Raw genomic sequence first — 13,323 nt, forward strand, 5'->3', positions numbered from 1 at the left:
AGACCGCCGCGGTCCCGTCCCAGGCCGACGTGGGGGTACCCCCTGGACGAAGTCCTTGGGGGAGGGTGGAGCCGGGCCTCGGGGAGGTGTCCGAGGCGGTGCCCGAGGCGGTCGTGCGCGACGCCCGGGAGTTCGGGGCGTACGCCCGTACCGGCGGCTGGACCTTCGCGCTGAAGGTGGCGCGCAGCGTGCGCCCCGGAGGGCAGTCGGCGGCTGACTCCCCCAAGGTCTCGGCGAAGGCCTTCGGCGAGCTGGCGGGCTGCTCGCCGGAGCGGGTGATGCGCTTCTACAAGGCGTGGGACCTGGCGGCGGACGACGGACTCGTCCCGCACTTCGAGGCCCTGGCGCCCGGCGAGGACGTCGAACTGCCGGACGCGGACGTGTGGCTGTCGTACTACTCCTCGCGCTCCGGCGCGGGTTCGGTGCGCGGGCAGGCGATCAGCGCCGCGGCGGAGGCCGAGGGCATCCGGCCGACGAAGGCGCTGGAGGTCGCCGAGAACCCGACGGCGCTGCGGGCGGCGATCCTCGCCGACCCGGGCACGGCCGAGGCGGCGCGGACCGCGCTGCTCGACCGGATGAAGGAGGACCCGGCGCTCCAGACCGGGCTGGCCCGCGCGATCGCCCGCACGGACGGTCTGAAGAAGGCGGTGGCGGAGGAGAGCCGGGCGGCGGACCGGATCGGGTACGTGCGCCAGATCGCCGAGAACGGCCGGATCCGCACCCCGGCCGGCCAGACCGTCGACGCGCCGGCCGAACTGCGCGCCGAGGCCGAGCGGCACCTGTCCCTGATCGACGAGCTCGACGACTCGGAGGAGACCGGCGAGTGGGCCGGCGAGGCGTACGAGACGATGAAGGGCCTGGTCGCGAAGACGGTCGACGACGACCCCGAACTCCGCGTCCAGGAGCGGAAGACGAAGTTCTACAGCGGCCTCCAGAAGGCCACGAAGGTCTTCGAGGAGCTGACCTTCGACGACGCCGCGGACCTCGACGACCTCTACGAGGACGACATGGTCCAGCGCCTGGAGGCGCTGCAGCAGGCGATCGGGAGCTGCATCAGCGCGCTGCGGAAGGCTTCGCCCGAGGCGCGCTGAGCATGCGGCCGTGCGGTGGTCCGGGGCTCAGCCCCGGACCATCGCCGCCTCCTGGGCGATGCGTTCCAGAGTGGTGCGCATTCCGGCCCGGTTGACGGCGATCCGGCGTTCCGGGTTCGTGCCGGCGAAGACCGCGCCGAGCTTGTCCGCGATCCTGCCGGTGCGGCCGCCGGTCCGCAGGTCCTGCCAGTACTCGGTGACTCGGGTCCCGGCGCCCTCCGGCTCGAAGCGGTAGCCCCAGCGGGCGATCGGCAGCCCGAACGCGTCGATGTCGAAGGCGAATTCGCGGTCCTGGCGGGCCTGCGTGATCCGGCCGGTCGTGAACCAGAGGAAGGGGCCGCGCCGGTTGAGCCCGACGAAACGCGTCCCGCTCTTCGCCGGCGGGGCGGGGACGAGCACCTTGCGGCACTCGGGGCTCCAGCGCCCCATGTTGCGCAGATCCGACACCAGCCGGTAGACGGCCTCCGGCGGCGCGTCGACGACCGTGCTCTCCTCCAGGCTCCGCACCCGCTCCATGCCCTGCTCCTCTTCCGCCGCACCGACTTACCGGTCGGTAGGTTACCGGCGGAACACCGCTCCGGGGAGCCCTACTCGGGCACCGGATCCTGGAATCCTCGACGCCGCGCCGCTCCCGGCCGGCAGTGCAGCAGCCGCCCGACGACGAGCCGCGCACCACGCCACGCGCCGTGCCGGTGCAACGCTTTCACGGCGTACGTGGAACAGCTCGGCGTGTAGGGGCAGCAGGCCGGGCGCGCGGGGCTGACCTCGGTGCGGTAGTGCCGCACGGCGCTGTAGAGGGCGCCGGCCACGCGGCCGGCGGGCCGCGGCGCGGCGGGGTCGGTCCGGTGGGCCGCCGACGGGGGCTTCACCAGCGCGGAGAACAGCGCGGTGAGCGCGAACACCGAGCAGCAGGGACCGGCGGCGGCGCAGCTGTCGAGCGCGCCTGCGCAGCAGCCTTCCTCGCCGTTCTCCTTGCGCTGCCTGCGCTTCGCGGCCCTGCGTTCGGCCCGGTCACCGGTCATGTCTCGGCCCTCCCCGTCCACCCGGACGATCATACGTTCGGCGAGGTGGGGCAGTAGGCAGGGCCGCGCTCGCTCCAGCGCGGCCCTGCCGGTTCGGTGGCGCGGCCCGGCTACTTCACGTTGACGGCCTTCCAGGCCGCCGCGACCGCGGTGTACTCGGCGCTGTTCGCGCCGTACAGGTCGGTCGTCGCCTGGAGGGTCGCCGTGCGGGCGCCCGCGTAGTCGGTGGAGCTGGTCATGTAGGTGGACAGGGCCTTGTACCAGATCTTGTAGGCCTTGGTCCGGCCGATGCCCGTGAGGGTGGATCCGTCGGCGGTCGGGGAGTCGTAGCCGACGCCGTTGACGGTCTTCGCGCCGCTGCCCTCGGAGAGCAGGTAGAAGAAGTGGTTGGCCACGCCCGAGGAGTGGTGGACGTCGAGCCGGCCGACCTTGGTGGACCAGTAGTCGGCGGAGCTGCCGTCGCGGCTGGGCTTGTCCATGTAGCGCAGCGGGGTGCCGTTGCCACGGATGTCGATCTTCTCGCCGATCAGGTAGTCGCCGGCGTCCGAGGTGTTGTTCGCGAAGAACTCGACCGAGGTGCCGAGGATGTCGGAGGTGGCCTCGTTGAGGCCGCCCGACTCCCTGCTGTAGCGCAGGCCGGCGGTGGCGGCGGTCAGGCCGTGGGTCATCTCGTGGCCGGCCACGTCGAGGGAGGTGAGCGGCTTGGCGTTGCCCGCGCCGTCGCCGTACGTCATGCAGAAGCACTGGTCGGACCAGAAGGCGTTGACGTAGGCGTTGCCGTAGTGGACGCGGGAGTAGGCGGCGGCGCCGTCGCCGCGGATGCCGTTGCGGCCCAGCTCGTTCTTGTAGAAGTCCCAGGTGACGGCCGCGCCGTAGTGGGCGTCCGCGGCGGCGGTCTCGCGGTGGGAGGCGGAGCCGTCGCCCCAGACGTCGGTGCTGTTGGTGAACAGCGAACCGGTGCCGTTGGTGCCGCCGCCCAGGTCGTACGTCTTGTGGCCGCCGCGGGCGGAGTCCGTCAGCGTGAACGACGGGGAGGTGCCGAGGGTGACCTGGCCGCTGTACTGGGTGTTGCCGGTGCCGGTCTCGATGGCCTCGTAGGAGTACAGCTCCTTGCCGGTGGCGGCGTCGGTGACGACGTGCCGCTCGCTCGGGGTGCCGTCGGCCTGGACGCCGGTGACAACGGTCTCCCAGGCGAGGACCGGCTTGCCGGTGGCGGCCCAGATCACCTTGCGGGCGGAGGACGCGGCGGCGCCCTTCGCCTCGGAGGCGGAGAGCGCGGACTTCTTGGCGGTCGCGGCGGGGACGGCGGCGTCCGTGCCGGCGACGGATATCTTCGCGGCGGTGGCCTTGGTGGTGGAGCGGGCGCCGTTCTTCTTCTGGTGCACGACGAGGTCGCCGCCGAGGACCGGGAGGCCCTGGTAGGTGCGCTCGTAGCGGGTGTGGACGGTGCCGTCGGCGTCCTTGACGACGTCCCGCGCGACGAGGGACTCGTGCTGGGACAGACCGATCGCGCGCGCGGTCGCGGCGGCGCCGGACTGGGCGCCCTTGAGCGCGGCGGTGCGCTCGGAGGCGTTCAGGGCGACGGCGGTGGCTGCCGCCTCCCGCTCCGCCGCGGAGACGCCGGCGGTCCCGGCGCTGGCGGCGCCGCTCTGGATGCCGACGACGACCATGGCGGCGGAGGCGACGAGCGCGGCGGCACGTGCGGTTCGCGCACGCTTGCGGCCGGCGGGGGTGAGGGGCGAGGACTGCAGGCGGGTCACGCGGGCTCCTTCGCTGAAGGTGTGGGGGATGGTTCAGCGGCTGCGAGCGTGCCAGCGCCTGACCTCGTTTGACAGGTCTGCAACAAGAATTTGACCATGACTTGTCCGTTGGCTGACCAAGTCCGTCCGATATGCGGCTTGTTCAGACAAGTTGGAGACGCAGTCGGCAGACTGCGCCTCTACGGCCACCCACGTGTGCGGCCCGACCTGGAAACCAGTTCGGGGAGTGTCTGTGCGGACCCGTAGACTCGCGGTCCTCTGGACCGGCCGGCAAGGGTCGGTCGACTGTCCAGGAAGCGCGCACACCATGAACACGCTCGAGTCCAGCGCCCCGATCTACTACCGCCTCGTCAAGGAGCGCGGTGACGTGCCCGCAGAGGTGCGCAGAGCCGCCGAACAGATCCAGGCGGATCTGGGACGGGTGATGGTTCTTCCGCCGCTGGGCCGGCCCGCGGACGGGCACCACCACCGCTGACGGCGGCCCGCCCCGGACCCGTATGACGGATCGTCGACCGCTGGAGGAGACCAAATGACCGGCCCCGCCCACCCGCCGTACCCTCTGCGCACGGAGCGGCTCGCGCTGCGGCCGGTGCGGGCCGACGATCTCGACGCGATCCACGCGCACCGCTCGCTGCCCGACGTCGCCCGGTACCTGCCCCACGAGCCCCACACGCGGGAGATGACCGCCGACACCCTGCGCCGGGTGATCGCCGGCGCGGCGCTGGCCGAGCCCGGGGACTGGTTCGACCTGGCCGTGGAGGACGCGTCGGGACGCGTCGTCGGCGAGGTGCTGCTCAAGCGGGACACGACGCCGCTCACCGGGGAGGTCGGCTTCGCGTTCCATCCCGACGTGCACGGGACCGGCATTGCGACGGAGGCGGTCACGGCGGCGCTCGGCCTCGCCTTCGACGGCTTCGGCTGGCACCGGGTGATCGGCGTCTGCGATCTGCTCAACACCCCTTCGGCCGCGCTGATGCGACGGATCGGGATGCGGCTCGAAGGGGTCTGGCGCAAGGACTGCTTCGAGAAGGAGCGGTGGATCAACTCGCTGCAGTTCGCGGTGCTCGCCACCGAGTGGCGCCGCGCCCTGCCGCCCCCGGCGGCCGAGAAGGCCGTCGACGTGGTTGTTGGTGCGTTCTTCGCCGCCTTCACCCGCAGGGACGGCAAGCCGGTCGACCTGGCCGCGGCGCGCCGCGCGCTCGCGCCCGGCGCGGTGGTCGAGAGCGTCGCGCAGGACGGGACGGTGGACCGGACGGACCGGGACGGTTTCCTCACGCCCCGTCTGGCGCTGCTCAACGGCACGTCCCTGACGGAGTTCCGGGAGGTGGAGGTCGCGGCGGCGACGCTCGTCGCCGGCCCGCGCGCGGTGCGCACCTCGCAGTACTTCAAGCACGGCGTCCGGGACGGCCGGCCGTTCTCCGGATGGGGTCGCAAGGTGATGCATTTCGGCGTCGCGCCGGACGGCTCCTGGAGGATCGAGTCGCTTCTGTGGGCGGACGAGCCCGAGATCGGGGCGCCCCGGGAGTCACGCGCCTGAAGCCTGCTGCGCCCACCCGGTTTTGGATTGTAGGACGATCCTCAATACCATCCGCCGGTGATCACGAAACGACGATGGGCGGCCCGGGTCTGCATCCTGCTCGCCGCCCTCGGCGCCGGGCTCGTCCCGGCGACCGCGGTGGCCGGCGAGCCGGCCGTCAAGGAAGCCCCCAAGGTGGAGTTGGTGCTCGACGTCAGCGGGTCCATGCGGGCCCGCGACATCGACGGCCAGTCGCGCATGACCGCGGCGAAGCAGGCCTTCAACGAGGTCCTGGACGCGGTGCCGGAGGAGGTCCGCCTCGGCATCCGCACGCTCGGCGCGGACTACCCCGGCGACGACCGCAAGCGAGGCTGCAAGGACACCCGTCAGCTCTACCCGGTCGGCCCGCTGGACCGGACCGAGGCCAAGACCGCGGTCGCCACGCTCGCGCCCACCGGCTGGACGCCGATCGGCCCGGCGCTCCTCGGCGCCGCCGAGGACCTCAAGGGCGGGACGGCGACGAAGCGGATCGTGCTGATCACCGACGGCGAGGACACCTGCGCCCCGCTCGACCCCTGCCAGGTCGCCCGCGACATCGCGGCGCAGGGCATCCACCTGGTCATCGACACCCTCGGCCTGGTGCCCGACGCGAAGACCCGGCAGCAGCTGACCTGCATCGCCGAGGCCACCGGCGGCACGTACACGACCGTGCAGCACACCGACGAACTGTCCGGGAGGGTCCGGCAGTTGGTGAAGCGCGCGGCCGACCCTGTCGTCACCCCCGTGGCGACGCAGGGTGCCGGCGGGTGCGCCGACGCACCGGAGCTCAAGGCCGGCCTGTACACCGACCGCGCCGCCTTCGGCCAGCACCGCTGGTACAAGGTCCCCGTGCTGCCCGGCCAGGAGCTGCGCGCCTCGGTGACCGTCTCCGCGGACCGCGCCGTGAACGACGACTACGGCGTGCTGCTGCGCGCCGTGACCGTCCACGGCCGGGAGATCGTCCGCGGCTCGGAGGCCGGAAACGGCCGCACCGACGCGATATCGACGGGCCTGCGCTACCCGAAGGCCCCGAGCGACGACTACGACTTCGAACCGGGTGACGCGGACGACGCCACGGAGGCCCGGCCGGCCGCCGAGTCCGTGTGTCTGGAGGTCTCGAGCTCCTTCGCCGCCCCGCCGTCCGTCAAGACCACCCCGGGCATGCCGGTCGAGCTGACCGTCGACCTGGTCGACGGACCCGACGAGGCCTCCGACGTGGCCTCGTTCGGCCTCGGTCGCGGCTGGTGGCTGCTCGGCGTGCTGGTGCTCGCAGGCCTCCTCGCGGGCCTGGTGTGGGGCTGGGTGTCGCGCTGGCGGATCGCTGTCTGGAGGACGAACTGATGCGTACCGGACGCCTTCTGACGGCCGCGCTTCTCGCGGGCGCCGCCCTGTTCGCCCCGGCCGCTCCGGCGGCCCTGGCGGACACCCCTACCCCCTCGCCCGACCCGAGCGCCAGTGGCGAGACGGCGGGCCCCACGGAGGCCGGCACCACTTTCCGTACCGCCGCCGCGTTCGAGCAGGGGCAGCGGGCCACGGCCGAGGCCTCGGCCGGCGACTACCTGTACTGGGTGTTCCGGGCCGACGCGGGTCAGCGGCCCACGGTCAGGGCCACGGTGAAGCTGCCCGAGTCCGCCGCCCGGCACGGCGCGTCGACCTGGCAGGTCGACGTGTACGACGGGCTGCGCCGCCGCCAGCCGTGCATGTACGGCATGCAGACGCGGACGGCGGCCGCCGACGCAGCCGCCGTTGAGCTGTCGTGCACCCTGCGGCCGGTCCGCGCCTGGGCCGACACCTGGGCGAACGAGCCGCTGCCCGGCAGCTACTACGTCCGGCTGACGGTCACCCGGCTGCCCGAGCAGGACCACGGCCAGCCCGTCTCGGCGCGGATCGAGGCGGAGTCGGCCGACGCCGGCGGCGCCTACGCGGTCGACGGCGCGCTGGCCGCCCCGCTGGGGCCGGCCGGGGCGGCGGCCCGCGAGGAGGAGCGGGCGCTGGTCAAGGACTGGTCGGCCGGCTGGTGGTCGGACCGCTGGATCTGGACCGCTGCGGGCGGCGTCCTCGGCGCGCTCGCGGGCGTCGCCGGGTACGCGCTCACGCGCGGCCGGGGCCGCCCGTCGCACGTGCCGCCGACGGCCTGACGACACGACAGCAAGCCCTGAGGGCGGCGCACCCGGCGAAATCGCCCGGGGGCGCCGCCCTCAGGCGTTTTGCACCGCGCACGACGGCGGCGGCGTATGCGAGAACGTCACAGAAAAACCTTCTCCGCGTCACACAGGAGACCTCATGCGCATGTCACCCTGCCTGGCGGCACACATCAACACGCGTAGATCGCGGCGCGCTTGAGCCGGGCGCGCCGGGCACTGCGCGCTCCGCCCCCGAGAGAGGGACCCCCCATGTTCGCTGCGCACATACGACGCTGGAAGACGACGGTGGCCGCCGTCGTCATCGGCATCACCCTCCCGGCCGTCGTCGCGGCCCCCGCCGGCGCGACGACCACGCCGTACGACGACACCTACTACGCGAACGCGATGGGCAAGACGGGCCCGGCGCTCAAGTCCTCGCTGCACGGGATCATCCGCAACCAGTCCAAGATCTCGTACGACGCGGTCTGGAACGCCCTGAAGGTCGCGGACCAGGACCCGAACAACACCGCCAACGTCATCCTGCTGTACAGCGGCGTCTCACGCAGCAAGTCGCTGAACGGCGGCGCCGTCGGCAACTGGAACCGCGAGCACACCTGGGCCCAGTCGCACGGCAACTTCGGCACCTCCGCCGGCCCCGGCACCGACCTGCACCACCTGCGGGCCTGTGACGTGCAGGTCAACAGCATCCGCGGCAACAAGGACTGGGACTTCGGCGGCAGCCCGGTCAGCGGCGCTTCCGGCAGCTACACCGACTCCAACTCCTTCGAGCCGCGCAACGCCGACAAGGGCGACGTGGCCCGCATGATCCTGTACATGGCCGTCCGCTACGAGGGCGGCGACGGCTGGGCCGACCTGGAGGCCAACGAGTCGACCAGCAACGGCAGCGTGCCGCTGCACGGCCGCCTGTCGGTCCTGAAGCAGTGGAACGAGCAGGACCCGCCGAGCACCTTCGAGAAGCGCCGCAACGACGTCATCTACAACTCCTACCAGGGCAACCGGAACCCGTTCATCGACCACCCGGAGTGGGTCGAGTCGATCTGGTAGTCCGCACCCGCCCGGCGTCGCCGTCCGCTCGGCCGACGAGCGCGATCACTCCCCCGCGTGGGCGGCACGCCGGGCGGTGGCGTCGAGGAGGGCCAGTGCTTCGGCGGCCGTACGGCCGGGGGCCCTGTTCCAGGGGCCGATGAGGTCCGGCCAGCCCTCGGCGCGAAGCTCCGTCATGATCCAGGCGGCGGCGCGGTTCATGGTGTCGGCGCTGCCGTAGCCGAGGCGGTGGGCGGTGAGGAGCGCGCCGCAGACGCAGCGGGCGCCGCGGGTGTCGCGGAGCTTGTACGGGCGGTTCTGCCAGCCCCATTCGACCAGGACCCGGCGGGCGTGGCCGAGGTGGACGGACGGCCTCAGGTCGGGCTGGCCGATGCGGCGCCAGGCGTGCAGACGGTCCGGCAGGATCGCGCCCAGCCGGCCCGGCAATGGGCGTTCGGCGGGTGGGACGGGGGGCAGCGCGTCGAGGGCGGTGGCCACGAGCCGGTCGACGGGCACGGACAGCAGGGCGCGCCACTCCTCGGCGGGCGGGGCCTGAGGCTCCGGCAGGGGAGGCGCCGGCACCGGGGGCGCCGGGGCGCGGGGGGCCGGTTCCGGGGCCGTCGCATCCCAGCGGGCGACGAGATCCTGCCAGGCCGCGGTGTCGTACAGTGCGGCCGCTTCGCGGTCGAGGGTGTCGGTCGGGGTCGTCACGAGACCTCCATCATTGACTTCCTTATGGGAAGAATGTCGGTTTCGTCACCTCTTTGCTTGAGCCCCGCGGCACCTTCGCCCACGCTTCGGCCGCCGCCGAACGGTTCGGGGCCTACCGTCGTCGGCATGAACGACACGCACACCGCCGACCGCTTCGAGGAGTTCCGCGCCCTGCACCGGCCCGGCGCGCCGCTCGTCCTGCCCAACGCCTGGGACCACGCCTCCGCCGCCGCGCTCGTCGCGGCCGGGTTCCGGGCCGTCGGCACGACGAGTCTGGGCGTCGCCGCGGCGGCCGGGAAGCCGGACGCCGCGGGCGGCACGCGCGCGGAGACGCTCGCGCTCGCGCGGGGCCTGAGCCGGCTCGACGCGCTGGTCAGCGTCGACATCGAGGGCGGGTTCGGCGGCGATCCGGACGAGGTGGGCGCGCTGGCCGCCGGGCTGGCCGCGCTCGGTGTCGTCGGCGTCAGCCTGGAGGACGGCCGGCCCGACGGCTCCCTCACCGACCCGGAGCACCAGTGCGCGGTTGTCCGCGCGGTGAAGGCGGCGGCCCCGGGGCTCTTCCTCAACGCCCGCACCGACACGTACTGGCTCCCCGGCCGCGCCGCCGAGACCGAGGACCGCGCGCTCGCCTACCAGGAGGCTGGCGCGGACGGCGTGTTCGTCCCCGGCCTCCTGGACCGGGCGGCGCTCACGGGGCTCGTCACGACGCTGCGGGTCCCGCTGAACGTGCTGTACTCCCCCGGCGGCCCGTCCGTGCCCGAACTCGCCGGCCTCGGCGTGGCACGTATCAGCACCGGTTCACTGCTGTTCCGTACGGCGTTGCACGCCGCCGTCGGCGCGGCCCAGGCGGTCGCCGCAGGGACGCCCGTGGCAGGGGCGGAGCAGGTCCCCGGTTACGCCGATGTCGACCGTCTCGCCGAGGCGTTCAAGGCTTCTCGGGGCCCAGCAGGAGCTGGGGCAGCAGCCCCGGGGCGGTAGCGGCGTGGGCGTCGCTGACCTGGCCGTCGCCGACCTCCACCACCCGCCACACGCCGTCGGTACGGCGCGCCAGGTCGGTGGTGACGAAGCGGCAGCCGAGCCGGGCCACCGCGGCGGCGATCCGGTCGAGCGCGGCGGCCGGCACCGGGTCCGCGTCGTGCGCGGCGGGGCCGTCCGGGTGCGGGGTGACCAGCCGGGGCGTGCCGTCCAGCCACCAGAGCCGCAGTTCGGTCGCGGCGGCGGCGGGTTTCTCGTACGGCTCGAAGGACCGCAGGACGACGCCGCCGGCGAGCCAGTCGCCCTGCAGCTCGGCGAACCGCCCCGCGACCCGGCCGAGTCCGGCGGGATCGTGGAGGTCGGGGACGTAACACGCCTCGTCCCACTCGTGCTTGCGGGACTTCACGTAGTCCTTGACGATGCCGGGCCCCGGCGGCAGGCGCCGGGCGAGTGCGCCGAGGTCCGCGAGGCGGAGCCCGTCGGTCCAGGCGCTGGGCGGCGTGAGTTCGGCGAACTCCTCGTACCAGCCCGGCAGTTCGTGTGCCGCGCGATACCGCTCGGGGGTCACGAGGAGGGGCGCGCCGCGCCGCTCCAGCGCCTCGGCGAAGTCCCGGTAGCGGTCCGCGGGGATCATCCAGCCGCGGTACCAGCAGGGCCCGTGGTCCCGGGGTACACGGGCCGCGGCCCGCTCCGTGTCGCCGGCGATCAGGGCGTCGTGGTCGACGAGCGCGACCGCGGCGCCCAGCGCTCGGGCCGCGCGGGCCTCCGCCGCGAAGTGGGCGTCGGCGCGGCGGGCGTCGAGGGGGTCGGCGCAGTACAGGAGCGACGGCGGCATGGCGCAGACTCTACGGCCCGGCCTCGCGGCCGGGCCCGGCGGGTCAGCCCCGGTTCGCCTTGATGACGACGGTGCTGCACACCTTGTCGGCGAAGGTCTGGTGCTTCTCGTCCCAGAGCGGCCACAGCCAGCCGAGGTAGCAGGCCATGGAGTCGATGATGTGGGCGATCTTGCGCACGAGCGCCAGGCCGAAGCCGAGGGGGCTGCCGTCGCGCTCGCGGAGCAGGCTGATGCCCATGACCTTCTTGCCGATGGTCTGGCCGTGCTTCCCCTCCCGGTACAGCTGGTAGAACGCCATGACGAACAGGTAGAGCACGCCGATCGCGGCCACCACGACAGGCGGTTCCTCGCTGTCCCCCCTGATGGCGAGGTCTGCGAACGCGAGGGCGTACACCGGGCCGAAGATGATCAGCCCGTCGAGCAGATGCGCGGCGACCCGCTGGCCCCAGTGGGCGAGCTCCGGGAAGCCCATGGGCGCGGGCGGGTACGCGCCGTACGGCTGCACGGGCTGCGGCGGGTAGCCGTGCTGCTGCGGGACGCCCTGCGGGGCCTGCTGGGGGTATCCGTAGTTCGGCTGACCTTGCGGGGACTGCTGGTTGTACGGGTTGTACGGGTTGTTCGGGTCGCCAAAGCTCACGGGGCGCGGTCCTCCATCGGACGTCGGCTACGGGACGGGTCGGTCATCGTTCCGGCGGGGACGGCCCTTTGTCCAATCGCTCGTCTGTTCAGGCAGCGCCGAGCAGGAGTTCGTACGACGTGCCGGGGCTGCCGTCGAGGACGAGGTCGCCGGTGGAGACGAAGCCCGTGCGCGTGAGCACGGCGCGCGAACCGGGGTTGTCGAGCGTGGTCCGTGCGGTCAGCCGGGTGAGCCCGTACGAGGCCCGGGCCAGTTCCGCAAGGCGGCGGACGGCGGCGGTGGCCAGGCCGCGGCCGGCGGCCTTCTCCGCGATCCGGTAGCCGAGTTCGGCGGAGCCGTCCTCGACGTCGACGAGGTTGACCCGGCCGAGGACCTCGCCTTCCTCGGCGACCAGCACGTGGAAGTGGATGCGCCCGGTGGCCTGTTCGTCGAGCAGCGCCTGGTGCCGGTCCGCGAACTCGGCGAAGTACGCGTCGCCGCGGTCGGGCACGGAGCGGGCGAAGTACGCGCGGTTCTCCCGCTCGAAGGCCAGCAGGGCGGGGGCGTGGTCGGCGCGCAGGCGCTGGAGCTCGGGCATGGCGCGAAGGGTACGACGTGGAGCGCGCTCCAGGTCAAGGAGCGCCCTCCGGGTCAGGGCCGGGGCAGGGGCAGCGCGACCGTCTCATAGGGCGCGGCCGCGTGGTGGAGCCGCGCGACCGTGGTCAGTCCGTGGTGCGTCGGGAATCGGCATGGGTTCACCCTATTCACGGTGGTCGCGGCGGCCCGTCTAGGGTGACCGGATGAGACGACACGTGGCCTTCTCGCAGCTGCACAACTTCCGTGACCTGGGCGGCTATCCGACCGCCGACGGCCGCAGCGTGAGGTGGGGCCGGCTGTACCGCTCCGACTCGCTGGGCAAGCTGCACGCCGCGGACTGGGACCGGTTCCTGGAGCTGGGTGTGCGGACCGTGATCGACCTGCGCTATCCGTGGGAGATCGAGGCCAAGGGCCGGGTGCCGGAGGCGGCGGGGCTCCGGTACGCGAACCTCAGCATCGAGCACCGGCCGTACGACCAGGCGGAGATCGATCCGGCGCTGGACCCGTGGCGTTATCTGGCCGACCGGTACGCGGAGGTCGCCCTGGACGGGGCGGCGGAGCTGCGGCAGGCGCTGGAGCTCATCGCGGACGGCGAGGAGCCGCAGGTCTTCCACTGCGCCTCCGGCAAGGACCGCACGGGACTGCTGGCGGCACTGGTCCTGACCCTGCTCGGGGTGGACGAGGACACCGTCGCGGCGGACTTCGCCCTGACCGAGCTGTCCACGGAGCGGCTGATCGCCGACTGGCGGGCCGCCCACCCGGACCGCGAGCTGCGCTGGCCGGGCTACGGCCGCGCCCCGGAGGAGATCATCCGGCTCTGCCTGGCCGACCTCAGGGCGACGTACGGCTCGGTCGAGGCGTACGTCCGCGACCACCTCGGCGTCGACGACGCGACGGTCGCCCGCCTGCGCGAACGGCTGCTGGCCGACGCCGGGCGTGAAGCACCTCACACGGCTGCTGAGCCGGAGGGCGCGGCGGGCGCATAGAGTCGGAG

At 73.3% G+C, this 13,323-nt stretch carries 15 protein-coding genes; 8 read left to right on the forward strand and 7 right to left on the reverse strand.

Going from position 1 to position 13,323, the window contains the following annotated elements; all coding sequences use genetic code 11:
* The first annotated feature begins 65 nt into the window (after positions 1-65).
* Positions 66-1,091 (forward strand): hypothetical protein, encoded by a 1,026-nt coding sequence (locus ACGFMM_RS22775; RefSeq protein ID WP_393648236.1) that lies wholly within the window; start codon positions 66-68, stop codon positions 1,089-1,091.
* A gap of 27 nt (positions 1,092-1,118) precedes the next feature.
* Here ACGFMM_RS22775 and ACGFMM_RS22780 read toward each other — a convergent pair whose 3' ends face one another.
* From ACGFMM_RS22780 to ACGFMM_RS22790, 3 genes are all read right to left on the reverse strand, one after another.
* Positions 1,119-1,607, reverse strand: coding sequence for an SRPBCC family protein (locus ACGFMM_RS22780; protein ID WP_393648237.1), 489 nt, complete (start codon positions 1,605-1,607; stop codon positions 1,119-1,121).
* Positions 1,608-1,678: 71 nt separating this feature from the next.
* Entirely contained in the window at positions 1,679-2,113 is a 435-nt protein-coding gene (yidD, locus tag ACGFMM_RS22785; RefSeq protein ID WP_393648238.1) for a membrane protein insertion efficiency factor YidD, read from the reverse strand.
* Positions 2,114-2,223: 110 nt separating this feature from the next.
* A complete protein-coding gene (locus ACGFMM_RS22790) occupies positions 2,224-3,873 on the reverse strand; it encodes a M4 family metallopeptidase (RefSeq protein ID WP_393648239.1) in 1,650 nt (549 codons plus the stop codon).
* Between the two features lie 307 nt (positions 3,874-4,180).
* Here ACGFMM_RS22790 and ACGFMM_RS22795 point away from each other — a divergent pair, with 307 nt between their 5' ends.
* The 5 genes from ACGFMM_RS22795 (at position 4,181) to ACGFMM_RS22815 (ending at position 8,616) form a co-directional block, all read left to right on the forward strand.
* Positions 4,181-4,348 carry a hypothetical protein gene (locus ACGFMM_RS22795; protein ID WP_393648240.1) on the forward strand — a complete coding sequence of 56 codons (168 nt, stop codon included), beginning with the start codon at positions 4,181-4,183 and terminating at the stop codon, positions 4,346-4,348.
* Between the two features lie 54 nt (positions 4,349-4,402).
* Positions 4,403-5,410 carry a GNAT family N-acetyltransferase gene (locus ACGFMM_RS22800; RefSeq protein ID WP_393648241.1) on the forward strand — a complete coding sequence of 336 codons (1,008 nt, stop codon included), beginning with the start codon at positions 4,403-4,405 and terminating at the stop codon, positions 5,408-5,410.
* A 57-nt stretch (positions 5,411-5,467) separates the two neighbouring features.
* Entirely contained in the window at positions 5,468-6,769 is a 1,302-nt protein-coding gene (locus tag ACGFMM_RS22805) for a VWA domain-containing protein (protein WP_393648242.1), read from the forward strand.
* Complete coding sequence (locus ACGFMM_RS22810) at positions 6,769-7,566, forward strand: hypothetical protein (RefSeq protein ID WP_393648243.1); 798 nt, start codon at positions 6,769-6,771, stop codon at positions 7,564-7,566. Before ACGFMM_RS22805 ends, ACGFMM_RS22810 begins: the two co-directional genes overlap by 1 nt.
* 255 nt (positions 7,567-7,821) lie before the next feature.
* Complete coding sequence (locus tag ACGFMM_RS22815; protein WP_393648244.1) at positions 7,822-8,616, forward strand: endonuclease I family protein; 795 nt, start codon at positions 7,822-7,824, stop codon at positions 8,614-8,616.
* 45 nt (positions 8,617-8,661) lie between these two features.
* Here ACGFMM_RS22815 and ACGFMM_RS22820 read toward each other — a convergent pair whose 3' ends face one another.
* Positions 8,662-9,306 carry a hypothetical protein gene (locus ACGFMM_RS22820; RefSeq protein WP_393648245.1) on the reverse strand — a complete coding sequence of 215 codons (645 nt, stop codon included), beginning with the start codon at positions 9,304-9,306 and terminating at the stop codon, positions 8,662-8,664.
* A 126-nt stretch (positions 9,307-9,432) separates the two neighbouring features.
* Here ACGFMM_RS22820 and ACGFMM_RS22825 point away from each other — a divergent pair, with 126 nt between their 5' ends.
* Entirely contained in the window at positions 9,433-10,284 is an 852-nt protein-coding gene (locus ACGFMM_RS22825; RefSeq protein WP_393648246.1) for an isocitrate lyase/phosphoenolpyruvate mutase family protein, read from the forward strand.
* On the opposite strand, the gene ACGFMM_RS22830 is transcribed toward ACGFMM_RS22825, so the two are convergent.
* The 3 genes from ACGFMM_RS22830 to ACGFMM_RS22840 all read right to left on the reverse strand — a co-directional run bounded on the left by ACGFMM_RS22830 (position 10,232) and on the right by ACGFMM_RS22840 (position 12,330).
* Entirely contained in the window at positions 10,232-11,116 is an 885-nt protein-coding gene (locus ACGFMM_RS22830; protein WP_393648247.1) for an ATP-grasp domain-containing protein, read from the reverse strand. The two genes, ACGFMM_RS22825 and ACGFMM_RS22830, sit on opposite strands and share 53 nt — an antisense overlap.
* A 43-nt stretch (positions 11,117-11,159) precedes the next feature.
* Positions 11,160-11,753 (reverse strand): RDD family protein, encoded by a 594-nt coding sequence (locus ACGFMM_RS22835; RefSeq protein ID WP_393648248.1) that lies wholly within the window; start codon positions 11,751-11,753, stop codon positions 11,160-11,162.
* Positions 11,754-11,841: 88 nt separating this feature from the next.
* Complete coding sequence (locus ACGFMM_RS22840; protein WP_393648249.1) at positions 11,842-12,330, reverse strand: GNAT family N-acetyltransferase; 489 nt, start codon at positions 12,328-12,330, stop codon at positions 11,842-11,844.
* A gap of 202 nt (positions 12,331-12,532) precedes the next feature.
* Between ACGFMM_RS22840 and ACGFMM_RS22845 the strand changes: the two genes are divergently transcribed.
* Positions 12,533-13,315: a tyrosine-protein phosphatase gene (locus ACGFMM_RS22845; RefSeq protein ID WP_393648250.1), complete on the forward strand. Its 783-nt coding sequence runs from the start codon at positions 12,533-12,535 to the stop codon at positions 13,313-13,315.
* The last annotated feature ends 8 nt before the right edge of the window (positions 13,316-13,323 follow it).

This window comes from Streptomyces sp. NPDC048604, assembly GCF_043199435.1.
GTDB lineage: Bacteria > Actinomycetota > Actinomycetes > Streptomycetales > Streptomycetaceae > Streptomyces.

What these genes read in the sequence shown, in the direction of transcription:
- ACGFMM_RS22780 (WP_393648237.1), bottom strand. Translation starts at nt 1,607, where the DNA reads ATGGAGCGGGTGCGGAGCCTGGAGGAGAGCACGGTCGTCGACGCGCCG.
- yidD (WP_393648238.1), bottom strand. Translation starts at nt 2,113, where the DNA reads ATGACCGGTGACCGGGCCGAACGCAGGGCCGCGAAGCGCAGGCAGCGC.
- ACGFMM_RS22815 (WP_393648244.1), top strand. Translation starts at nt 7,822, where the DNA reads ATGTTCGCTGCGCACATACGACGCTGGAAGACGACGGTGGCCGCCGTC.
- ACGFMM_RS22845 (WP_393648250.1), top strand. Translation starts at nt 12,533, where the DNA reads ATGAGACGACACGTGGCCTTCTCGCAGCTGCACAACTTCCGTGACCTG.
- ACGFMM_RS22825 (WP_393648246.1), top strand. Translation starts at nt 9,433, where the DNA reads ATGAACGACACGCACACCGCCGACCGCTTCGAGGAGTTCCGCGCCCTG.
- ACGFMM_RS22795 (WP_393648240.1), top strand. Translation starts at nt 4,181, where the DNA reads ATGAACACGCTCGAGTCCAGCGCCCCGATCTACTACCGCCTCGTCAAG.
- ACGFMM_RS22810 (WP_393648243.1), top strand. Translation starts at nt 6,769, where the DNA reads ATGCGTACCGGACGCCTTCTGACGGCCGCGCTTCTCGCGGGCGCCGCC.
- ACGFMM_RS22830 (WP_393648247.1), bottom strand. Translation starts at nt 11,116, where the DNA reads ATGCCGCCGTCGCTCCTGTACTGCGCCGACCCCCTCGACGCCCGCCGC.
- ACGFMM_RS22840 (WP_393648249.1), bottom strand. Translation starts at nt 12,330, where the DNA reads ATGCCCGAGCTCCAGCGCCTGCGCGCCGACCACGCCCCCGCCCTGCTG.
- ACGFMM_RS22800 (WP_393648241.1), top strand. Translation starts at nt 4,403, where the DNA reads ATGACCGGCCCCGCCCACCCGCCGTACCCTCTGCGCACGGAGCGGCTC.